Raw genomic sequence first — 22,096 nt, forward strand, 5'->3', positions numbered from 1 at the left:
GACGCCACCCCGCCGCGGCGAGTCAATTAGCCCGTGTTCTTCATGCCGGCCGCGATTCCCTTGACCGTCAGCCGCAGGGTCCGCTCTTCGATGTCCGTCCGATGGGTGCGGTTGAGCAAGTAGACCTGCAGCATGTTCAGCGGGTCGACGTAGGGGTTCCGCCGCTCCAGGTTTTCGCCGAGCCAATCGCGGGTATGGAGGGTCTCGCGCTGGCCGATCTCGGTGATCAGATCGGTCGTTCGCTCGTACTCGCCGGCAACGCGGGGGAAGAACCGATCGCGAAGGTCGTCGGCCGCCATCTCGGCGTACCGCTCGGCGATCTCGAGTTCGGTTCGCGACAGCGAGAGCGCGGCGTTGTCCAGCGTCGTCTGGAAGAACGGCCACTCGTCGTACATCTCCTGTAGGGTTTCCATCGAGCCACCGTCCTCGAGGTAGGCTTCGACGCCGGTCGCGATCGCGTACCAGCCGGGCAGGATACACCGCGATTGGGTCCAGGAGAACACCCACGGGATCGCCCGCAGGTCCTCGACGGTGCGCTCGCCCGACCTGGAGGCCGGCCGCGACCCCAGGTCGAGGTCTTCGATGACCGTAATTGGGGTCGCCTGTTCGAAGTACTGGACGAACCCGTCGCTCTCGAGGAGGTCGCGATACTCCCGGCGGGCGGCGTCGGCCATGGTCTCCATGGCGTCGATCCACTCCTCGTGGACTTCTTCCTCGGGCTGGTCGATCGCCTGTTTGCGTGCCCGGAGCTGCGCGTTGAGCATCTGTTCGATGTTACGCTCGGCGATACGGGGGTTGGCGTACTTCTCGGCGATCGCTTCGCCCTGTTCGGTGAACTTGACCTGCCCCGTGACCGTCGAGTTCGGCAAGGCGAGCAGCGCCTCGTTCATCGGGCCGCCACCTCGCGAGATCGAGCCGCCCCGGCCGTGGAACAGCCGCATCGTCACGTCGTGGTCGTCGCAGATCTCGCCCAATCGGCGCTGGTTTTTGTATAACGACCAGTTGGCTGCGAGGAAGCCATTTTCCTTGTTCGAGTCCGAGTAGCCGAGCATGATCTCCTGGGTCCGGCCGCGGGCCTCGAGCACCTGCGCGTAGGCCTCGTTCTCGAACAGCGATCCCATGATCCGACGCGCCCCCGAGAGGGCGTACTCGGTTTCCAAGAGCGGGACGATGTCGATTCCGGCGTGCTCGGGAAGGGAGACGACGCCGGCCTGATCGGCCAGGAACAGTACTTCGAGGACGTGGCTCGGTTCCTCGGTCATCGAGATGCAGTAGGTGTCGATGGCGTTGACGCCGTACTCGGTCTGCCAGTCCGCGAGGCTGTCGAACAGCCGGAGGACCCGCGCCGAGTCGGCCGAGAGTTCGTCAGTGTCACCCAGATCGATCACCGACTCGTCCTGTAACACGGCGTCGGTCAGGAACTCGACGCGCTCGGCCTCCGAAAGGCCGTGGTAGTCGATCCCTTCGGCCTCGAGGGCGTCCGCGATGGCGTCGGTGTGTTTCGCCTGATGCTCGCGCAGATCGAGACTGGCAAGCGAGAAGCCGAACGTGGCGACCTGCCGGCGGATGGGATCGACGTGGGCGTCGACGACGCTCTCGGCCCCGTTGTTGCGCAGGCTCGTCGCGATGACCTCGAGATCCGCGAGGAGGGCGTCGACATCGTCGTAACCGCCCGGGCGCACGTCGCCCACGCGGCGGAGTCGCTCCCGCATGAGTTTGAGCTTCTGTCGGTAGGGCTCGCCGGGGTAGCGCTCTTCGGCCGTGCGAGCGCTCCCGGGGAGCCGGTCCCGATCGCGCTCGAGGGAGGCCTGGAACTCGGAGCCGGCGTCGATCCGACTCCCGTCCTGACTCAGCACCCCGGAGAGGCGCTTGAGTTGGGTTCGGTACTGCTCTAAGATGACCGAGCGCTGGCGCTCGAGGGTGGTGGCGGTCACGTCGGGGGTCACGTAGGGGTTGCCGTCGCGGTCGCTGCCCGCCCACGAGCGGAACTCGAAGAGCTTCGGAATGTCGATGTCGCCGGGGATCTCCGCGTCGATCGCGTCGTCGAGTTCGTCGTAGACCTCGCCGACGACCTCGAACAGCGTGTTCTCGAGGTACCACTGGACGTTGCGCGCCTCGTCTTCGGGTTCGGGCTGACGATTGCGGACCTGCGGGGTCTGCCAGAGGCTCGTGACCTCCGCGTCGATGTCCCGCCAGAGTTGGCGCTCCTCCTTGTCGGTCAGCAGCCGCTCGTCTAAGGTCTCGAGGGACGTCGAAATATCCCTGAGTTTGGATTTGACGGTCTTGCGACGGGCCTCGGTCGGGTGGGCGGTAAACGTCGGTTCGATCAGGACGTCGTCCAGCACTTGCTGGACGGTTTCGATGTCGGCATCGCTGAGTTCCGCGGCCGCGGTCTCGAGGCTGTCGTCGAGGGTTCCTTCGTGGGACTCAGTGCGGATCGTGCGAACCCGTTCGCGCTCCTCGGCGAGGTTGATCAGTTCGAAATAGGTCGTGAACGCGCGAGCGACGATCCGCTGTTGATGCGGCGAGAGCCCCTCCAGTTCCGTGACGAGGGAGTCTCGCGACTCGCGGTCCCCCGATCGGTACTCGATCGCGGCCTGTCGACTGGATTCGACGGTCTCGAACGACCTGCGGGACGTCTGCTCCTCGAGGACGGTCCCGAGCAACGCACCGAGTTCGCGAACGTCTTGTCGGACGTCCCTGTTGTGGAGTCGCATATCGTGTGGATGTGCGTGACGTGGTAAAAACCCCTAGCAGGAGCAGGACTCCGCTCATACATCGTTTTCCGTGATAGTTACTGGTGACGATACCCGGTTTGCGGGTGGCCGTCGCGATCCGTCCGGTCGTCGACTCGGTCGCTATCGGTCTCGGAACGAGATTGCGGATATTTACTACGAATATAAATTATTTCTGCAACCGATGGCGTTCGGATGGCCCACACGAACGGTACCGGTATTCAATTTCGAACGGCGGCTGGTCAGCGCCGCCGGATTATCTCACCGGCCAGACGCTCGGACGGAACTCGGTCGCGTCGGATCGCCGACGGCGGACCCGAACGGTCTCGGTCGACCCTCTGTGCAACCGGACAGCGCGGTGACGCGTCACCCGTCCGTATACTGCGCACAGACCCGCCGGATTCCCTCCTCGAAGTCGATCCGGGGTTCCCAGCCCGCTGCTTCGCGGATCTTCGCGGCATCGGCACAGGTGTCGTGGACGTAGACCGACTCGGGAATCGGGTTTTCGACGTACTCGGGTTGGACATCGGTTCCGAGTTCGTCGTTTATCATGTCGACGACCGTGTTGAAGTCGTACGCCTCCCCCGTCCCGAGGTTATAGATGCCGTCGAGTTCGTTCGCCGCGGCCCGCTCGAGTCCCCGGACGATGTCGGAGACGTGCGTGAAGTCCCGCGTCTGGGTGCCGTCGCCGTAGAGAACGGGCGACTCGCCGGCGGCGATGTCGTCGGCGAACTGCGCGATCACGTTGGCGTACTCGCCCTTGTGTTCCTCGGCACCGCCGTACCCCTGATAGACCGAGAAAAAGCGCAGGCCGGCCATCGACATGTCGTAGTGATTCGAGAAGTACTCGCCGTAGCGTTCGCGGGCCAGTTTCGAGGCCTCGTAGCCCGTGTTCACGTGGACGTCCATGTCTTCCGGCGACGGCTCGGTTCGGCTGCCGTAGATCGACGAGGTCGAGGCGTAGACGACCGTCTCACAGCCGTCCTGTCGCGCCTGCTCGACCACGTTGACGAATCCCTCGACGTTCACCCTGGCACCGGTCCTTGGGTCCTCCTCGTGCATCGCATAGGAGGACAGCGCCGCCAGGTGGAACACCACGTCGACGGCCGTCGGCAGGTCGTCGTCCAGCACGCTCGCATCGACGAAATCGATGTCGTCGGACAGGTTCTCGGGCGTCCCCAAATAACAGTCGTCGACGACGGTCACGTCGTTGTCCTCGGCGAGGTGGTTCGCCAGATTCGATCCGATAAATCCCGCGCCCCCGGTGACGAGGACGGATTGTGCCTCGAGAGCCATACCGGAGAAGTCATTCGACGGGCAATAGGTGTTGGGAAACGCCGAGGGTCCGTCGGCCGATCGTGGCCACAACCGGAACCCGGTCCCGACCGGACACCGACGGGTTCTCGCGGGTGCTCGGAGACCCATGGACGATCGGTTCCCGCCGTTCGGGCTGCCTCGTCCCACAGACTCTTGCTACCACATACCACATCCCACGGGTATGCGCTACTACGAGGATATCGACATCGGGGATATTCACGAATTCGGCGAGTACCACGTCACGAAAGCGGAAATCATCGAGTTCGCGGAGCAGTACGACCCGCAGCCGTTCCACACCGACGAGGACGCCGCCGAGGATTCCGCGTTCGGCGAACTGGTCGCGTCGGGCTGGCATACTGCCGCCATGTGCATGCGTCTGCTCGTCGACGGGCCGCTCCAAAACCGGGCCAGCATGGGTGCCCGCGGCGTCGACGAACTCCGGTGGAAACGGCCAGTCAGACCGGGCGATACGCTCTCGATCCGCAGCGAAGTGGTCGACAAGCGCGTCTCCGAAACCGATCCCGAGCGCGGCTACGTCGACAGTTTCCTCGAGGGGATCACCCAGGACGGCGACGTCGTCATCTCGTGGATCGGGCTCGGCATGATCGCGCGTCGGACTCCATCCGAAGAGTGAGAACTGTCACGATACGTGTCGCGGCTCGAAGTCGAAACCCGGTCGGACGAGGGGCGCGGCCGTTCACGAGCATCGACGCAGGTACACTCACGGCACCCAGGAGATGGACACCCCACTCGAGTACGCGTTCGAGTGGGACGGAAGCCCTCACAGTCACTGTACACCTGCTCGCGCGGCGACCGTGCGAGCGGTGTCCGGTGTCGACCCGGGTCAGTCGAGACGAGAGCCCGCCAGGGACCCACGCTGGCGTCGTCACCCGGTCACGGCTCGGTCGCCCGATCGCCGAGAAAAGTCCCGGTCGGCGTCTCCATGCCATCGATTGCGGCGGTAAACGCCCCTGTCGAGCTATTGAAGACGAGTAGCGTGCCCGCGTCCCAGCAACTCACGTAAACGTGGTCCCCGTCTCGAGTGAACTCCGGGTGAAGCGACCGCCCGTCAGCCCACTCGGTCGTGTCGATGACCGTCGAGACGACGAGTTCGTCGGGATCGATCTGATAGATGAATCCGTCGTTGTCCCTGTCGGTATCGTCGAAGACGACATCCCCCCAGACGTACTCGCTGTCGGGATGTGCTGTACAGAACATGCCGTGGCCCGGAATCCGAACGTCGGCGATCGGCTCCCAGGTCTCGAGGTCCCACGCCGTTACGGCGTCGGTCATCACCGTGCCCATAATCCCGAGCCCGCGTCGCTCGTCGAGCGCGCCGGGGCTGGGATGTGGTGGTCCGGCGGTCGGGACTCGGCCGACGACCGTCCGCTGCCGAACGTCGAGAACGTAGAGGCAGTCCTCGGCCTGCGAGGCGAGATAGAAGTAACGGTCGTCCGGCGAGAACACGCCGTCATGGAGCACCCGACCGACATCGATCTCGTCGACGATCGGGAACTCGGGTTCGCCGTAGTCGACGAACCAGACCGTCCCTGCGTCCTTCAACACGAGCAGGAAACAGCGTTCCCCCGGCACGTCACGGACGGTACAGATCCGCGAGGCGATCGACTGCCCGTCGGCATCGACCGCGTGGGCCGGGATTCGATGCAGCGGCTCGAGCGTATCCGCATCGAGGATGACGGCGTGGTTGGGGTTGTAGTAGCCCGCGATGAGGAACGCCGAGCCCGCAGAGATTGCGATCGCCCGCCCCGACGTACCGGCACGGATCCGCGCGACGAGTTCGCCGCCGAAGAGATCGAGCTTGCTCACCCACCCCTGCCGCGACTGGACGTACGCGTACGCGCCCTCGCGATCGTTCGCGGGCAACTGCCGGTGGAAAACGATCGAGTGGGGTGCTCGGCCCACGCCGTCGATGCGGCCGACGCACTCGTGGCGAGTGGTATCGACCAGCGAAACCGATCCGGGCCGTCGCTCCGCGACGACCAGGAGGTCCCGCAGATCCGTGACGCCGTGTCGGGGCGCATCCGGCAGCACACGCTCCTCGGACCGCGTTTCGCGGGAGTCGGCGATTGCCTCGAGTGCCATCTCGCGAAACGACGGCGGCCTGACCGTACTGGCGGCGAGTTGCTCGCTCATTGGTCCTACGTCCCGTTTTCGCTTCGTTCGAAAATACACGGCCGCGAATACGTTCGGGCAGTCACTACCGGGCCACGGGATCGGCCGGCGAGACCGAACCGGTCACCGATCTATTCCCCGCCGATTTCGAGGTACGTCGTGTACTCCGTCCGAAACAGCCCGCTCCGGTCCGTTTCGATCGCGAGCAGCTCGTGATCGGTCTGGGCCGCCAACTGCGCGTACTCGCGTTTCGCCCGCCGATCCGTGCTCCGGATGCGCAGTATCGCGCCGCCCTCTCCGTCCTCGAGCGCGCGCTGGACGCGGGCGATCCCGCTCGCACAGCCCGTGCCACGGTTGTCGACCGTCATATCGGGGTCGACGGCGGGTGCCGTTTCGGGGATCGCTCCCTCAGTCATCGGCGGTCCCCTCCGTTGGCGCGGCCGGCGACTCGTCCGCTCCGACCTCCTCGAGATCACAGACGCCGTCGATGGGCGAGCAGGCCCGCCACAGCGGACAGAGGTTGAAGATGACGGCCAGCAGTCCGATGATGCCGACCTTGGCGAGGACGGCGATCCCGATCGGCGTGGCGACGTAGGTCTCGAGCCGAACGCCGAAGGCCGTGACGGCCTGAACGAGCCCCGTCAGGAACAACAGCGGGATGATAAACCGCACCGCCCAGCGGAACCGCTCGAGTTGCTCGCCGGCGGCTCGCGCGACGGCGGCCGTCGGCCGCTGCTGGCCCGTCGGGACGGCGACGAAGATGTTCCAGACGGCCCCGCCGATCCACGCAACGAACGCGAGGAGGTGGATCGTTCGGACGGCCGCCGCGATCGGGCCGAACCCGCGGAGGCTCACCTCCGCGAGTCCCGTCCCCGCGACGACCGCAAGCGCCAGTGCCAGCGCGAGGAGACCGACCGGCCACCGGAACTGTTCGTCGACCGGTCCGGCCCCTCGCGCCGTCACGACGAGGGTGCCGAACCACGCCGCGAGCAGAACGCCGAGGCCGACGACGAGCGGGCCGCTTCCGAGTCTCGAGGCGTACGCCGCGAGAACGACCGGGCCGGTCACCGCGAGGACGGCGACGGCCCCAGTCGCGATCCCGTCGAAGCGCGCGTACATCTCCGCACAGTAGTCGCCGGCACCCGTCTCGAGGTCCCGTGGCCGAACGAAGCAGTGTTTCCAGACGAGTCCGCCGGTGAGGACCCCCAGTGCGACGAAGTAAAGCCACTTGGCGAGCGTGACGGCCGCCGACTGGCCCCCGAGCCGTCCGCTCACCCACGTCCCGGCCAGCGAGCCCGCCAGGATCACGACGAGCGCGACCTTCGGCAGCACGTACCTATCGAAGAGATCTGTCGCGGCGGTCGTCTGCATCGTCGCCGGTGGATCGGACATCGTGCAGTCACCTACCCGTCCCTCGTGGCTCACCGACGCTAAGTTCGGTCACGGACATATTCGCATCCCGGTTCACGGCGGCCGCTGGAGAGGGATCGATGCGGATCCCCGAACATCTCCGGAGACAGCGTTTGGGACGTGTCCGCCGAAGGATCACCCCACGTCCGATGAGCGAGACACCGACGGCGGCTGACCGACCGACGACAGTCCGGTGGGAGCGGTCACCGCACGACGAGTTCTCCGCGCCGATCATCGCCCGACTCCCCTACGCCGAACTCAAACTCGAGCACCCCGCCCTCGAGCCGACCGGCTACGGCGAGTCGTTCTTCCCGGACGCCGTGCCGTACGCGTCCGGCGACGCGCACCGGGTCTTCTACTGGCGTTCGGCGCTGCGGGGCGGAGCCGGTGACATCGGGTCGCCGGCGACCTGGGAGGGAATCTGTGCGACGCCGGCGACGCTCGCGGTCCTCCCGACGAGCGAGTCGACCGCGTTCGACCTCGTTTCCTCGCGGGGGACCGCGACGGCAGTCACGGTCGACGCGACGGTCGCCGGCGAGTCGACGACCGCACTCCTCGAGTCGTACGCCGCTCCGACCGTTCGCGTTCTCGAGCGAAGCGAATCAGGCCTTCGACTGGTCGCCGAGGGGACCGAATACGCCGTTCGAACGGGAACGCGACGCCGGATTTCGCTCGCCGAGCGGACGGTCGAACGGGCCGACGGTGGCGACGGACCGACGACGACCACGCCCGAACTCGTCGTGCGAGTCCCCGGCGAGCGGGAACTACACCACCCGGCCCTCGGTGCCGACTATCGGCTGTTCCCGTCGTTCGGGGTGGCCCTCGAGACCGTGCCGAGCCCCCTTCCCGTGCCGACGACGAACGGCGAACTCGACCACGCGGCGCTCGCGGAGTCGCTTTCGCTCGACCTGTCGGCACGTCCCTATCCCGAACGCGTCCTCTGGCAGGCGATCGCCACCACCGCGTTCGACCCCCACGCCCGCTCCGAGGCCGTGCCCCGTCTCTGCCAATTCCCAACGGGACACATCGGGCTCTCGGTCGATCGGGACATCGGCGGGTAATCGGTCGGCGAACGGCCACCGTGCCGAGCGGGCGATGGCCGACGATCAGGGGTCAGCGAAGAGCAACCGGTCTCTGACCGTCTCGGCGACGCCGTTCAAGTGAGCCTGTCCGAACATCGCTACGAGAAACGCGCCGAGCGTATTGAACATGAGATCGCGGACCGTGTCATCGAGACCGTGCTGGGCCAGCGGCATCGTGAGCCCGGTTTCCGCGGCGACGAGATCGAGCGCGTACTCGAACAGTTCCCAGCCGACGCCGAAGGCCATCACGACCACGAAGATGTAGACGAACGCGATCCGACGCGGGATGTGGATGTCCGCGACGTGCAGATCGATCGCTCGAGCGGTCGTATAGCCGATGCCGGCGATCAGCGAGGCCGACAGCGCGTGGGTGAGATGGTCCCACCAGCCGATACGGCCGTACAGGCCCGCCGACCCGAGCGTATGGAGGAACACGGCGGACGTAACCCACAGGGCAAGCCACGGATCGAGCGGCAAGTCGTAGTTCCGTTCCAGCAAGGCCGGCAGAAACGTGATCAGCAGTCCGATGCCGCCGTTGAAGACCGCTTTCGGCTGGCCCGCGACGACGCCGTACGCGACGAGTCCGACGAGAAAGAGTTGCAGCACTCGGGTGAGTCGTCGCTGGGTTCGCATCGAGGGGCGCGGGAGACCACTCATCGACGCACCACCCGCCTGAGCGCGCGACGGAGTTGTCGATCCCGCCGTCTGAAGTACGCATCGAACAGCACGCCGGCGGCCAGTCCGGCGACGGTCACCGAAAGCCACTCGGTCATTACCGCCTCGTTCGTCGAGAGATAGGACGTCCCGAACACGCGATCCAGGTTCCACCGCAGCATGGTCCACGCCGCGACCGACGCCAGCGTCGTCAACACGACGAACGTGATCGCGAACCAGTGGGTCACCCGCAGCGACGTGAACATGTGGAGTTCGACCGTGATGAGCAACGCCAACCCCGCGACCGCCAGATAGGCCGCGAACGTGCCGACGCTGCCGCCGAACAGTCCCCGAACGAGGATGGGCAACGTCGCGAGGACGAGGAGTTCCCAGGGCAACATGACGCGCCATTCCCCGGCGGCGACGGGCGGCATCAGGACGACCGTGCCGACGCCGGCGACGAAAACGAGCCACTGGCGGTCGAACTCGAGCGCGCTTTCGACGAACACCATCGCGAGGACCCCGACCACCAACCACGCGAGGAAGGCGTTCGCCCGACCGCTTCGAAACAGTCGTTCGAACGCGTCCTTCGCCGCATCCACAGACGGGTCCGGACGAGCATCGCTGCCGTTCCTCGGCATGTGCGGGACCGACACACTATCGGCGTATAAACCCGCCGGAGGGCTTATCTCGCTGACTCCCCTTCGAACTGATACATGATGCTCCCGACACACGCACTGCTGGGACTGGCTCTCGCAGCGCCGCTCGTCGTCTTCGCCCCGGAGCTCGCACCGGCGGCGCTCGTCGGCGGGTTCCTCGGCGGCGTGTTGCCGGACCTGGACCTCTATGCGGGACATCGGCGGACACTCCACTATCCGACGCTGTACGTCGTCGCCGCCGTCCCGGTCGTGATCGCGGCAGTACTCATCGCGACCCCGTGGCTCGTCGCCGCTGCCTTCCTGTTTGCCGGTGCCGCTCTCCACTCTCGAATGGACCGGTACGGTGGCGGCCTCGAGCTCCGGCCGTGGGAAGGGACCTCCGATCGGGCGGTGTACGACCACGTCAGGGACCGCTGGCGGGCACCGAAACGCTGGATTCGCTACGACGGCGCACCGGAAGACGTAGTCCTGTCGCTGGCCGTCGGTGCCCCGCTCTGGCTCGTCCTCGAGGAGCCATTCCGGTGGCTCGTCAGTCTCGGCGTACTGGTCGGCGGGGTGTACGGCCTCCTTCGGCGACAGCTGGCGACTATCGCCCCGGTCGTGTTCGGGTCGGTCCCCGAACCGGTCGCGGAGTACGTACCGAGTCGATACAAACACGACTGACGCCGCGACCGGACTCGAGGACGGCGGCGTCGATCGCGGGCCGAATGGCGATGTCGGTCTCGAATAGCTGTCTCAAGCGCCACTCGTCGCCAGTGTCGCCACTGAGCGTCACTGGACACCTGACTTCACGACGGCTGTGCGATGGCTGTGGAAATCGTTTCAGCGGTTACGATACCGCCAGCACCGAGAACCGGAACGGATCCACGTCCGTGTCCGAAAAATCCCCTTCGAACTGCCAGCGGAGACGAAGGGATCCGGACGGTCGTCACTCGCAGGGAAACGAACTGACGACACTGTATCGGTTCGTAATCGACGAAAGAACGGAGATGCTCCGACTGGGATTCGAACCCAGGTCATTGCCGTGAGAGGGCAATATGATTGGCCGGACTACACCATCGGAGCGGGCTTTGTCTTCACTCCATCGTAGCGGAGTACGATGTTTAAGCATTCCGTTTCGATCCGGGAGTGTCGAACGGTGCCACGCGACCACGTGCCGGCGATCTCCTGCCGACGGTCGCCGTTATTCTTCGAAGGGCGATTTCGTCGCCTCGGGCTCGAAACCCTCGAGGCTGATGATGTTTTCACGGCCGACGCGGAGTTTACTGATCGTTCCCTCGTCTTCCATGTCCGAGAGGAGCATGCTGACCTTGGATTTCGACCAGCCGGTCTCTTCGACGATGTTGACCTGCTTCATTCGGCCGCCGTTCTCCCGAATGAGCGCGACGACGCGATCCTCGTCGGTCATGAGTTCTTCCTCGGAGAGGGCGGCCCCGGCGTCGGCCGAGTCGGCCGCCCCGTTGCCCGTGCTCGAGCCGCCGGCGACATCGGGTTCGGGCGGCCGCCCGGCCGAGCGATCCATCGCAGTGTCGGCCGGAGCATCGCCGGTTCCGGGCCCGTACCGGCGGTACCAGACGGCGGCCGCGATGCCGACACCGACGACGAGGAGGGCGGCGAGATACCAGCCGCGGTCACCGCTCATCGCACCGGCCGGTCCCTGTTCGTCGCTCCCGACGGCACCGCTGGTCGAACTGGTCAGTTCCGCACGCGGGCGGCCGTCGTCGAACTGCTGTTCGCCGCTCCACCCGATTGAGGTCGCGTTCTCGAGCGAGCCGCCGTCGTATTGGCTGTCTGGGTTGGGGCTGACGGAACGGAACCGGAGATCACCGCCCGCCTCGAGTTCGAGCGACTGATCGGGGGCCAGATAGAGGCCCCGAAAGACGTCCCCGACGACGATCGTCTCGCCGTCGACGGCGGCGAAGTTCGTCCATGTGAACGACATTTCGACGACGCCGCGCGGGTTGATCCGGCCTTCGTCGACCCGGATGGATCGATCGAAGTTCGTCGCGTCCATCTCCCGGCCGGTCTTCTGTGAGCCGGCCGCGGCCAGCTCACGCGATTGATTGATAAACGCCTCGTACCGTCCGGTCTCGTTGGCTTCGAACGACTCGGCGAACGCCCTGAAGTTCCGTTCGGCCTCGGTCGCGTTCTCCTCGTTGGCGAACAGCCGTTCGTGGCGGAACGTCCACGTCGCGCTGCCGTTCTCGTAGACCGTGATCTCGAAGGTCGTGTCGTCCCACTCTCGTTCCTGTGAGACGAACGGGGCCGGGTCCGCGGGAGCGGGCGACGACGGTGACTGGGGAGCGATCCCGGCGGCCGTCAGTACGACCGACCCGCTGGCGCCGGCAACGGCCGCGAGGATGACGAGAGCAACGAGTCCGACGGAAACCGGCCGATTCATTCGTCTCCCACTACGTGCCGCAGCTAAAAATCCTTGTGAATACACGGATCAGATAGTTTGACTTCCAAACCGCGTCATAACCGTCGCATGAGCCGCTCGGAGGGCCGTTTCGACGTAGCCGGCCTTCGTCCGACGATCGACGCGCCGTGTCGATAGCCACAAACCCGACGACCGCGTACCGGGTCACGTGATCTCGAATATCGCGCAGGGCGTGCAAGCGTTTACCAGCAACGTCTTTCTGGTGAGCGGGGACCGACCCGTACTCGTCGACGCGGGCGCGAACTTCGACGTCGTCGACGCCGTCCGCGCCTGCGTCGACGACCTCGAGGCAGTCCTCCTCACGCATACGCATCGCGACCACGTCGGCAACCTCGCCGCGGTGAAAGACGCCTTCGATGTCGACGCGTGGGGGTACGATACCTCGATCGAGGGCGTCGATCACCCCATCGCGGACGAGGACACGGTCCAGTTGGGCGACGACGAGTACGTCGCGCTCCACACCCCCGGACACAAGAACGACCACCTGTGTTTCTACTCGGAGCCGGCGAACGTGCTGTTCGCGGGCGATCTCGTCTTCCAGAACGGGAGCTTCGGCCGCACCGATCTCGAGGAAGGCGATCGCGAGACCCTGATCGAGAGTATCGACCGCGTCCTCGAGCGGATCGACCCCGATCTCGCGGCACTCCACACCGGTCATGGCCCGAGCGTGACGGCGGATCCCTACGAGCACGTCGAACTGTCGGCCCGGATGGCACGGCAGGCCTGAGTCCGGGTCCAGAGCCACGCGCCGATTCCGCGGTCGACGGCGGCCGGCCCCTCACTCCCGTCCGGCGGCCTCGAGCAACGCCTCGTAGGCGTCGGCGTACGCACGTGCGACCCGTTCGGGATCGGCCCGGCGATCGCTGCCGAGTGCCGGGAGCGACACGCGCTCGAGCGGGTCGAGATAGTCGAGTACGTCCGGGACGCGCTTTTCGATGGCCCCATCCCTGGGACTCGAACTGGCGATCTCGCAGGCGCGACAGTAGCGATCGCCCGGGTAGATCCGCGCGCGACCGGGTTCGACGGCCGCGACGGCGGCGATCGAGGAAGGGGCAAGCGCCTCGAGCGGCCGCGCGATGTCGCCGTAGGATTCGACGACGGCGATGTCGGTCGCCTCGATATCGGCAGCCAGTCGCTCGAACGCGGGGACGTACCGCGCTTCGGCGAGGTCGTTGAACTCGTCGACGCTCTCGACGGGGATCGCGTTCTCGAGCGGGAGCGCGTCGGCGACCTGCGCCGGCAGGTCGGCGGTCGCGTTGCGGACGAACAGCGGGTCGTCGCCGTCGCGACCGATCCGGTCGACGAGGAACTCCCTGTCGGCGCGGCCGAGCAGACCGGTCCCGCCGTCGGGGGCGGGCCGCCACAGCCGGTGGACAGGGTTGAGCCGCTCCGGCGGTCGATCGCGGCCGTCCGCCGCCGAGAGGCGTGTGGCGTCCTTGCCGTAGAGTCGCCCCTCGGCGAGCGCTCGCCGGCAGTCGTCGTGGTCGAACCAGAAGTCGTTGCCGGCGCGGGGCTTGTACCCCACCGCACCGGTTCGCTCGAGCAGGCCGGCCGAGAACGTGGTCTTGCCGGCGTCGACGCGATCGGCACCGACCACGAGAAGGATCATTCTTTCAGGCCGTAGTAGCCGGGCTCGTCTTCGTCTCGGGGTTCGGCGACCACGAGGTCGTCAGCGTTGGTCATAACCCACGGAATCGCCCAGTCGAGCAGGACGTCCTCGGTTTCGGGGTCGAGTTCGGCGTCGGGGTCGGCTCCCTGCAGCATGCGGGCGATCTCGTAGACGGTGTACATCTGGTCGTCCTCGAGCAACTCCGCGGGCGTGTAGAAGTCACACGGCGGAAGCTGTTCGAATTCTGCTTTCGGAACCGGCATGGTCAGTCGTACGCGGGCGGGCCACAAGACCGCACCGATCCCGTGTCCCGGTTGCGGTCCGCGAGTCGGGTTTCGGGACGCCGGGTCGGGCCGGTAGGAGCATGTCAGGCCGACGGCCGTCTCGCGAGCTGTGAGCGGAAGATCGGCTCGAACCCCTCGAGATAGGCCCGGACGTCGAGCGAGTCGATCTCGCCGCAGTAGTCGGTGGCCGACTCGTACTCGCGACACCACCGGTCGATGAACTCGGCTTCGATCCCGGACTCGCGGATTCGATCGACGACCGGATCGACGGTCGCATCGGTCGGTGCTGTCCGGATCGCTTGAAGGTCCGCGCGTGAAACGACTCCTGACTCGAGCGCGCGAACCACGACGCACGAACTGTAATCGCCGTCGGCGAGTTCCCGCTCCCAGGTGGCGATCCAGTTGCCGATCCGTGCCATGCGCTGTCCGTGAGCGACGACGTTCCGAACGGCCGATAGCTCCCGGGAGTCGAAGGCGAGGGCGTTGGCGAGGTCGATATCGGCGAACGGGAAGAGCATCATGTTGTAGACGTCGTACGTACGGAGTTCGCGTTCGCCGACGAGGCCCGGGTGCTGAGCCAACAGCGCCGAGTAATCGACCGACTGCAGCGCCTGTCGGACATCGAACCGGAACAGGTCCGTGAACTCACCCGCGTGCGGGCCCGCCGCGTACTGCTCTAAGAGCGCGTCCCAGAGGTCCTGCTGAAACCGGACGTACTCGCCGTCAACGCCCGCCCGAGACGGATCGGCGGGCCGGGAATCGAACGGGACCAGCAGCAACTCCTCGAGGGTTGTCCGGTCGCCGTGACACTCGGCGACATCGTCGATAACGGTGATGAACATCGTTGCCAGTACCTTCGCGTCGCGAACGCGCTGGCCGTACTCGTCACTGACACACGAGAGCCTGAATTCGGGTTCAATCGCATCGAACCAGCGCCACGCAGACCGGTCCCGGTCGGCGATCAGTTCGTCGTACGCGTCGGCGAACGGCCGCACCGTTTCCGAGAGCGTCCGCTGCTGTGCGTCCGAGAACGGGTCCGTCTCGACCTCGAGTGGCGGACGTTTTGCCTCTATTTTCATTACCTATCGCTATGGCCGTCGACTATAAATTATTTGTTGATAACTAGTACGGTATTACTTCAATGCGCCGAGAGCAGAGCGTCGAGGACGAGGCAGGCGAACGGAGCCGAATGATGCTTTCGTGGCGAGCGCGAACGACTCGAGTATGTCGGCAACTGATGCCGAACGCGACACGGGCGTTCACGTACTGCCGATCACGGTCGAGTACGGCGGGCAGGAGCTCACGATTACGCCGACACTCGTCGAAACCGACCGCGGTCCGATCCTGATCGACGCCGATCCGCAGGGTGCCCGCGACGGCGTTCGGACCCACCTGCGATCGCTGGGGTACGACCTCGCCGACGTTTGGCTCGTCCTCGTGACCCACCACGACGGCGACCACGCGGGCGGGCTTGCGGCCCTCCTTGAGCGAGTCGATGCGGTCGTCGCGACTCACCGCGCGGAAGCGCCGTACATCTCCGGCGAGTCGGAACCGATCACGGGCGACGGCGATCGCTATCCGCCCGTCGATGTCGATATCGAACTAGCCGATGGAGTCCGGTTTTCGACGCTTGCGGGGCCGATGGAGGTCGTCGCGACGCCCGGTCACGCACCGGGACACGTCTCGCTGTACCTCCCGGAGGCGAACCTGCTCGTCGCCGGCGATGCGCTCGTCGCCGACGGGGACGCCCCCCTCTCCGGTCCGAAGCCCCGCTTTACCCCGGCGATGGAGCAGGCGATCGAGTCCGTCGGGACGCTGGCGGACCTCGAGATCGATCACACCGTCTGCTATCACGGGGGATACGTGGACCAGGGGACCGAACGGATTCGAGAGATCGCCCGCCAGTTAGACGAGTGACTCCGTGGCCGGATTGCCGTCCGGCGGCGGGTCTCGCTCCGAGACGGTGAGTTCCCACGCGAGTGGACGGACGAGCGGAAACGGACGGAAGCGGAATTCTCATCGGTGTCCGGCACGAACCGACGCACAATGCGACTCGAACTTCGCGTCTGTCAGCACTGTCTCGACGGCGATCACGGCAACGAGAAACGGACCGCCCTCCTCAACGACATGGTCGACTGCGCCGAACAGATACAGGAGTACAAGGAAGTCATCGACCTCGACGCAGTCCACATCCGCAAGGTCAAGGACGACGAACCGGGAAAGCCGGCGGCGCTGCCAGTCGTCTCGGCGACGATCCAGAACGATCAGGTCGTCCTGAACGATACCCAACTCGTCGCCGAGGGTCAGGACGGCAACATGCTGGTCTACACCACCCCCGACGACGTACTGACGGTGCTCGCGGGGAACTTAGACGAGATCAGCAAGGCCGTCACCGAAGACGTGACCGTCGACCTCTCCGCGGTCGGCGCGGAAATCGTCTCACAGGCCGACCTTGGCGCGAACCGGGAGCAAGAGCAGTAACAGCCACCGCGCGGTGGCCGATGGTGCGTCCGCGTCCGGGGCCGACCAGTCTGATGTCGTCTCCCGAGCCGGAGGCTCCGACTGGCTGTACGGGACCGCCGGTTTCGTGACCGCTGGCGGAGGGGCCGTCCGACCGGCCGAGCCGACACCACCGCGACACGCGTTGGGCACGGTCAGGCGGCCACGGTTCGCGACGGACGCCGCCCGCAACGCCACGAATGGCCGTCCCTATCGACGTTCTGGAACGACTAAAATCCGCGAAAACGGCTTAGATGCGGCCGACGTTTTCGACGCCGACGCTTTCGACGCCCTCGACGTCCGCGAAGCTCTCCTCGACGGTCTCCGTCCCGCCTGCGCCGTCAGGAACGATCACGGTCGGGTAGAGCGCGACGAGACCGAACGCGACTTCGTCGCGTTCGACGCCGTTGATTTTCGCGCCCTCGGGGAGGGCACTCTCGAGGCGCTCCTGAAGCGCGTCGAGGTCGATATCGGGGCTGTCCGGCATGACCTTGATTTTGGCAGCGACTTTTCCCATGGTAGTTACGGTCCGGTGAACCCACAGTCGGGGCACTCGTAGAGGTTGCTCTGCTTGCGACACTTGGCACAGCGGTAGATCTGCTGGCCGCAGTCGGGACACTTGAACGCTGCGGCGTTCGTGCCCGCGATGTTGAGCCCGCAGGAGACGCAGGAACGCGTCTCTCGGTCGTCGGTCGTACTCATATCCCCCCTTTCCCGCCCGCCGTTTTTAACTCTTTTCAAGGCACGTCTCCCCTCGACAACGAGTACCATGAGACACGCAGGACGCCGTCCCGGGCGGAATTTCTGAGCCTGAAAACGCCCTTGCAGGTACTTTACGGATCGACAAGAACACCCGAATGAGGTTCGGGGGTCTATGACCGACCGAACCTCTGCCTCTGACATCTTCCACGGTCGCTGGCAGTCACGAACCTGCACAGCGACCGGCTTCCGGAACTCAACATTCAACACCGTGCCGTCCCTAGATCTGATGAATGCGCCTCGACGACTACATCGAGGACTTAGAGCCCGACGAGGAGGCCGAGCGTCGCCGCCTCGCCAAGGAGAAGTCCTACGCGATCACGGACCACCTAGAGGAGTTCGAACGGAAGTTCGACGACGCGCTGAGCGGTGATACCCTCGTTGGGTCGACCTCGCCGTCGATCTTCGTCGGTCGATCGAACTACCCCGACATTCCCGTCGGATTACTCTCCCCTGTCGGTGACGAAGACGCCGCCGCGGAGTACGTCACCGACGGCGACTGGTACCGCCAGGGGTACGCGATCGACGACGTGCTCCAGCGACGGACCGGCCTCCTGAACTCGAGCAAGCGGGCGAACGTGGAGTCCCCGTCGATCGCGAGCCGGCTAACCCCCTCCGTCCACGACACGTGGGACGGCTTCGTCGGCGTCCAGCGGGAGGTCGCCATCGCTGACCGTCCGGTCGACCTCGAGATCGGGTTAGACGACAAACCCGATCTCGGCCTCGACGCCGGAACGGACGTGGCGACGCCGCGTGGCCCGCAGGCGAACGCCCGCAACGCGGCCCTCACCGAGAACCCCCACGTCCCGCGGCCGGTCAAGAAGACTCTCGAAGACGACGACTGGCAGGCCGAGGGCGCGATGACCTACCTCTATCGCCGGGGGTTCGACGTCTACGAGATCAACTCGATCCTCTCAGCGGGCGCGCTCGGGCAGACGAAACAGCGCCGACTCGTTCCGACGCGGTGGTCGATCACGGCCGTCGACGACACCGTGGGGCAGTACCTCCGCGGGCGTATCCGGAACGCGCCCAGTATCGATGAGGTCCAAGTCTGGGCTAACGAGTACGTCGGCAACCGGTACTGGATCGTCCTCGCGCCGGGCACTTGGGAGTTCGAACTGGTCGAAATGAAAGCCCCCGGCAGCATCTGGAACCCGAACCCCGAGGACGACCTTTGGATGGCCAGCGCCTCGGAAGGGTACGAGGGCCGCTCGAGCTACGTCGAGGAGACCGCGGGGGCCTACTACGCCGCTCGACTGGGCGTCCTCGAACACCTCGAGTCGATCGGCAGGCAGGCGAAGTGTCTCGTCCTCCGTGAAGTATCGGACGACTACTGGGCCCCGGTCGGCGTCTGGCAGGTCCGCGAAAGCGTTCGCAACGCCTTCGAGGGCGAGTACGGCGAGGCCGAAACGTTCCACGAGGCGGTGTCGGAGGTCGCGACCCGATTGCCGGTTTCCGGCGCGCGATTGCGGCGCAAATCCGAACTTGCGGCCGGATTGCAGTCGAATTTGAGCGCATTCTCGAACGCGAAGTAAGCCGGGGACCGGACCCCGACTGACAGGCGACCGACCACGGACAGCGATGCTTCGAACCAGCCATCGTCGGGAGCCGTCGCGACTCGCTTCGCGAGTTCTCCAACTGGATCGGCCATCTCGAGCCTGAGACGGATCAAAATGTGGCCTGAGTTGACTGTACATTCAGCAATAATGTGTCTACTGCTACCAGTCCGCATACATTGGGGTAATAAATCGCTCAATTTTTATGCCCGAAATGCATACCGCCGGTGATGACATTCGACTTTACGCCGACTACGGTCGACGACCTCGACCCCGAACGACGGCCGTCGTTCGTTCTCGCACTCGTTCCGGTGCTCGCAGTCGTCACGTTCCTCGGGATCGGGTCGGCCCTGCTCGGGTTGGCCCCCCATGTCCCGCTGCTCTGGAGTATCGTCTTCGTCGGCGCGTTCGGTCGCTATCTCGGCTATCAGTGGACCGACCTCTCCGATGGGATCACAAACGGCCTCCTGATGGGGAGTCAGGCGCTGTTGATCCTCTTTATCATCTACGCGCTGATCGCCACCTGGGTCGACGCCGGGACGATTCCGGCGATGATGTACTACGGCCTCGAGTTGCTCACGCCGACGGTGTTCCTGCCGATCACAGTGATCCTGGCAGCGGTCGTGGCGTTTTCGATCGGGTCCTCGTGGACGACGGTCGGGACGCTCGGGGTCGCGTTCGTCGGCATCGGGGCGGGGCTGGGCGTTCCCGCGCCGATGACCGTCGGCGCGGTCATTTCGGGTGCCTACGCGGGCGACAAGCAGTCGCCCCTCTCGGACACGACGAACCTCGCGGCCGGCGTGACGAACACGTCGCTGTACGACCACATCCACCGCATGCGAACTGGGACGGCCATCGCGTTCGGGCTCTCGATACTCGGCTTCGCCGTCCTCGGACTCCGGGCCGGCGGCGAGATCCCGGTCAGTCGCGTCGCCGAGATCCAGACCGCACTCGCAGGGACGTACAACCTCTCCGTGCTCGTCTTCCTGCCGCTGGTCGTCACCTTCGGGCTCGCACTCTACGGCTACCCCGCGCTTCCGACGCTCGTGGTCGGCGTCGTCGCTGGGATCTGCACCTCGATCCTCGTCCAGGGTGCCGGTTTCGTCGCCGCCTGGGAGATCTTCATGAACGGGACCGCGCCCGAAACCGGGACCGATCTCGTAAACGAACTCCTCGCGACCGGCGGCCTCACCGGCTCTGCCTGGACGATCACCGTCGTCGTCGCCGCACTCTCGCTGGGTGGCCTCCTCGAGCACACCGGCGTGTTGGCGGTGCTCGCCGACCGGCTCTCGCAGGCCGTCTGGAGTTCCGGCAGCCTGATCGCCGGCACCGGTCTCTCCGCGATCCTTATCAACGCACTCACCGCCCAGCAGTACATGAGCATCGTCCTTCCCGGGCTGACGCTCAGAAACCTCTACGAGGAGTTCGGTCTGGATAGCGACGAACTCTCGCGGGCCGTCGAAGCGGCCGGGACACCCACCGGCGCGCTCATTCCGTGGCACGCCGGCGGCGTCTTCATGGCCTCCGCGACCGGCGTTCCCACCCTCGAGTACGCGCCGTTCTACCTGTTCGGGCTGCTGTCGCCGCTCGTGTTGTTCGCGATGACGCTGACCGGTCGCGGCGTGCCGACGACCGACCGCGTCGAACGGGCCCAGACGGCCGACTGAACCGACCCGCTCGCGGCCACACCGTCGTCACTCCGTTTCGACGACGGCCCGCTCCCGGTCGAGATCGGACTCCGGAGCGTCCGGGTCGGTCCCCTCGAGTCGATCGGCGACCGTCAGGCAGGCCTTGAACGTCGCGAGGACGACGGGCCCGACGAACAGGCCGACCACGCCGAAGAGGTAGACGCCGCCGACGACGCCCAGCAGGGCCGTCGCCGGATGTAACCCCGAGCGCCGGTCGACGAGGTACGCGCGCAGATAGTTGTCCGCCACGGTGAGCACGGCGAGCCCGTATCCTAGCAGGACGACGGCCCGGACGGGATCGCTCGAGGCCGCGTGGGCGACCGTGACCGGGCCCCAGACGAGCCAGACGCCGACCGTCGGGAGAACCGCCGCGAACACGAGGACGATCGCCAGCGTGGTCGCGTACGGAACTCCGAGGAGTGCGAGCCCCACGCCACCGAGTAGCCCCTGAATGATGGCGACGAACACGTGCGCCCGAAGGACTGCCCGGGTAACGGCGTGGACTTCTGCGAACAGTTCGTCGAGCACGTCCGCCTCGAGCGGCGCGGTCTCGCGGAGCCAGGCCACGAACGCGGGCCCATCGACCAACAAATAGTACAGCAGAAAGACGACGACGAGCACCCCGACCGCGACGTCCATACCCGTCGTCACGAGATCGACGCTGCGGACCAGCGTCAGTTCCGCGACATCGGGGATCGATCCTTCGAGCTCCGACCGGAGTGCGGATTCGAGCGCGGTGGCCGTCTCGTTGCCCATCCCCAACTCGTTCCGAGCCGTATTACGAGCGGCTGTAACGATGTGGTCGCTCTCGATCGACTCGAGGGTCGAGACGCCGGTCCGGAGCACCACCAGCGAGACGAGGACCAGCGGAACGATGCCGGCGGCGACGGCGATGCCGGTACACGCGAGTCCGGCGAGTCGCGGGCCGACTCGTGGCTCGAGTCGGTCGTATGCCGGCCGGAGGACTACCGCGAGCAGACAGGCCGCCAGCACGTACTCGACGAGCGGCAGGACCAACAGGGCGGCGAGCCCGCAAAGGACGGCGACGAGGAGGGTGAGAAACGTCGTTCGGGCGTCCATATTTCAACGTCTTGAATAGAACCTATAAGTATTGGTGTTTCTGACTGTGTGCCGGGGTTACAGGACACGGCGCGACCGTCGCCGAGTCGAGCGCAGCCGCGGCCGGCCGCCACGGTCGGCCACACCGCGTCCGAAAGAACATTCGTCGGGTCGAGCAGGAGTGCCATCGTCGGCGGCTAGTCGCCTCCGGC

At 65.9% G+C, this 22,096-nt stretch carries 22 protein-coding genes and 1 tRNA gene; 8 read left to right on the forward strand and 15 right to left on the reverse strand.

Features of this window, described 5'->3' with window-relative positions; genetic code table 11:
- Positions 1-26: 26 nt before the first annotated feature.
- Together ppc and C486_RS03420 are read right to left on the reverse strand one after the other, a co-directional pair.
- On the reverse strand, positions 27-2,717 hold the full coding sequence (ppc, locus tag C486_RS03415; RefSeq protein WP_008453069.1) for a phosphoenolpyruvate carboxylase: 2,691 nt from the start codon (positions 2,715-2,717) through the stop codon (positions 27-29).
- A gap of 384 nt (positions 2,718-3,101) precedes the next feature.
- A complete protein-coding gene (locus tag C486_RS03420; protein WP_008453072.1) occupies positions 3,102-4,031 on the reverse strand; it encodes an NAD-dependent epimerase/dehydratase family protein in 930 nt (309 codons plus the stop codon).
- Positions 4,032-4,233: 202 nt separating this feature from the next.
- Between C486_RS03420 and C486_RS03425 the strand changes: the two genes are divergently transcribed.
- Positions 4,234-4,686 carry a MaoC family dehydratase gene (locus C486_RS03425; RefSeq protein ID WP_008453073.1) on the forward strand — a complete coding sequence of 151 codons (453 nt, stop codon included), beginning with the start codon at positions 4,234-4,236 and terminating at the stop codon, positions 4,684-4,686.
- 260 nt (positions 4,687-4,946) lie between these two features.
- Here the strand turns inward: C486_RS03425 and C486_RS03430 are convergent, their stop codons facing one another.
- From C486_RS03430 to C486_RS03440, 3 genes are all read right to left on the reverse strand, one after another.
- Positions 4,947-6,206, reverse strand: a complete 1,260-nt coding sequence (locus C486_RS03430) for a cytochrome D1 domain-containing protein (RefSeq protein WP_008453075.1) — start codon at positions 6,204-6,206, stop codon at positions 4,947-4,949.
- 110 nt (positions 6,207-6,316) lie between these two features.
- Positions 6,317-6,601: a sulfurtransferase TusA family protein gene (locus tag C486_RS03435; protein WP_008453077.1), complete on the reverse strand. Its 285-nt coding sequence runs from the start codon at positions 6,599-6,601 to the stop codon at positions 6,317-6,319.
- On the reverse strand, positions 6,594-7,577 hold the full coding sequence (locus tag C486_RS03440; protein WP_008453079.1) for a hypothetical protein: 984 nt from the start codon (positions 7,575-7,577) through the stop codon (positions 6,594-6,596). Before C486_RS03440 ends, C486_RS03435 begins: the two co-directional genes overlap by 8 nt.
- 167 nt (positions 7,578-7,744) lie before the next feature.
- Here C486_RS03440 and C486_RS03445 point away from each other — a divergent pair, with 167 nt between their 5' ends.
- Positions 7,745-8,656, forward strand: a complete 912-nt coding sequence (locus tag C486_RS03445; RefSeq protein ID WP_008453081.1) for a hypothetical protein — start codon at positions 7,745-7,747, stop codon at positions 8,654-8,656.
- Positions 8,657-8,701: 45 nt separating this feature from the next.
- Here C486_RS03445 and C486_RS03450 read toward each other — a convergent pair whose 3' ends face one another.
- Entirely contained in the window at positions 8,702-9,310 is a 609-nt protein-coding gene (locus tag C486_RS03450) for a hypothetical protein (protein WP_008453083.1), read from the reverse strand.
- A 20-nt stretch (positions 9,311-9,330) separates the two neighbouring features.
- Entirely contained in the window at positions 9,331-9,972 is a 642-nt protein-coding gene (locus tag C486_RS03455; RefSeq protein ID WP_049888150.1) for a hypothetical protein, read from the reverse strand.
- Positions 9,973-10,047: 75 nt separating this feature from the next.
- Here C486_RS03455 and C486_RS03460 point away from each other — a divergent pair, with 75 nt between their 5' ends.
- Positions 10,048-10,653, forward strand: a complete 606-nt coding sequence (locus C486_RS03460) for a metal-dependent hydrolase (protein ID WP_008453087.1) — start codon at positions 10,048-10,050, stop codon at positions 10,651-10,653.
- Between the two features lie 327 nt (positions 10,654-10,980).
- Here the strand turns inward: C486_RS03460 and C486_RS03465 are convergent.
- Both C486_RS03465 and C486_RS03470 read right to left on the reverse strand, forming a co-directional pair.
- A tRNA-Glu gene (locus C486_RS03465) sits at positions 10,981-11,055 on the reverse strand.
- Between the two features lie 118 nt (positions 11,056-11,173).
- Entirely contained in the window at positions 11,174-12,391 is a 1,218-nt protein-coding gene (locus C486_RS03470; protein WP_008453089.1) for a helix-turn-helix transcriptional regulator, read from the reverse strand.
- Positions 12,392-12,578: 187 nt separating this feature from the next.
- Here C486_RS03470 and C486_RS03475 point away from each other — a divergent pair, with 187 nt between their 5' ends.
- Positions 12,579-13,157: an MBL fold metallo-hydrolase gene (locus C486_RS03475; protein WP_008453091.1), complete on the forward strand. Its 579-nt coding sequence runs from the start codon at positions 12,579-12,581 to the stop codon at positions 13,155-13,157.
- Between the two features lie 51 nt (positions 13,158-13,208).
- Here C486_RS03475 and C486_RS03480 read toward each other — a convergent pair whose 3' ends face one another.
- From C486_RS03480 to C486_RS03490, 3 genes are all read right to left on the reverse strand, one after another.
- Positions 13,209-14,039, reverse strand: coding sequence for an ATPase (locus tag C486_RS03480; protein ID WP_008453093.1), 831 nt, complete (start codon positions 14,037-14,039; stop codon positions 13,209-13,211).
- On the reverse strand, positions 14,036-14,302 hold the full coding sequence (locus tag C486_RS03485; RefSeq protein WP_008453096.1) for a DUF5827 family protein: 267 nt from the start codon (positions 14,300-14,302) through the stop codon (positions 14,036-14,038). Before C486_RS03485 ends, C486_RS03480 begins: the two co-directional genes overlap by 4 nt.
- A 104-nt stretch (positions 14,303-14,406) precedes the next feature.
- Positions 14,407-15,402, reverse strand: a complete 996-nt coding sequence (locus tag C486_RS03490) for a terpene synthase family protein (protein ID WP_008453098.1) — start codon at positions 15,400-15,402, stop codon at positions 14,407-14,409.
- Between the two features lie 145 nt (positions 15,403-15,547).
- On the opposite strand from C486_RS03490, the gene C486_RS03495 reads away from it, so the two are divergent.
- Entirely contained in the window at positions 15,548-16,240 is a 693-nt protein-coding gene (locus C486_RS03495; protein ID WP_049910105.1) for an MBL fold metallo-hydrolase, read from the forward strand.
- Positions 16,241-16,369: 129 nt separating this feature from the next.
- The gene (locus C486_RS03500) at positions 16,370-16,804 is read left to right on the forward strand and encodes a hypothetical protein (RefSeq protein ID WP_008453104.1); all 435 of its coding nucleotides are present in this window, start codon (positions 16,370-16,372) and stop codon (positions 16,802-16,804) included.
- A gap of 268 nt (positions 16,805-17,072) precedes the next feature.
- Here the strand turns inward: C486_RS03500 and C486_RS03505 are convergent, their stop codons facing one another.
- Both C486_RS03505 and C486_RS03510 read right to left on the reverse strand, forming a co-directional pair.
- On the reverse strand, positions 17,073-17,339 hold the full coding sequence (locus tag C486_RS03505; RefSeq protein WP_008453106.1) for an elongation factor 1-beta: 267 nt from the start codon (positions 17,337-17,339) through the stop codon (positions 17,073-17,075).
- 5 nt (positions 17,340-17,344) lie between these two features.
- Positions 17,345-17,524 carry an HVO_2753 family zinc finger protein gene (locus tag C486_RS03510; RefSeq protein ID WP_006184530.1) on the reverse strand — a complete coding sequence of 60 codons (180 nt, stop codon included), beginning with the start codon at positions 17,522-17,524 and terminating at the stop codon, positions 17,345-17,347.
- Between the two features lie 290 nt (positions 17,525-17,814).
- Here C486_RS03510 and nreA point away from each other — a divergent pair, with 290 nt between their 5' ends.
- Complete coding sequence (nreA, locus tag C486_RS03515; protein ID WP_008453109.1) at positions 17,815-19,116, forward strand: DNA repair protein NreA; 1,302 nt, start codon at positions 17,815-17,817, stop codon at positions 19,114-19,116.
- Positions 19,117-19,367: 251 nt separating this feature from the next.
- The gene (gene arcD / locus C486_RS03520) at positions 19,368-20,804 is read left to right on the forward strand and encodes an arginine/ornithine antiporter ArcD (protein ID WP_008453111.1); all 1,437 of its coding nucleotides are present in this window, start codon (positions 19,368-19,370) and stop codon (positions 20,802-20,804) included.
- 27 nt (positions 20,805-20,831) lie between these two features.
- Here the strand turns inward: arcD and C486_RS03525 are convergent, their stop codons facing one another.
- Positions 20,832-21,905, reverse strand: a complete 1,074-nt coding sequence (locus tag C486_RS03525) for an AI-2E family transporter (RefSeq protein ID WP_008453114.1) — start codon at positions 21,903-21,905, stop codon at positions 20,832-20,834.
- Positions 21,906-22,096: the final 191 nt, after the last annotated feature.

Origin of the sequence: Natrinema gari JCM 14663, assembly GCF_000337175.1 — an archaeon.
Classification (GTDB): domain Archaea; phylum Halobacteriota; class Halobacteria; order Halobacteriales; family Natrialbaceae; genus Natrinema; species Natrinema gari.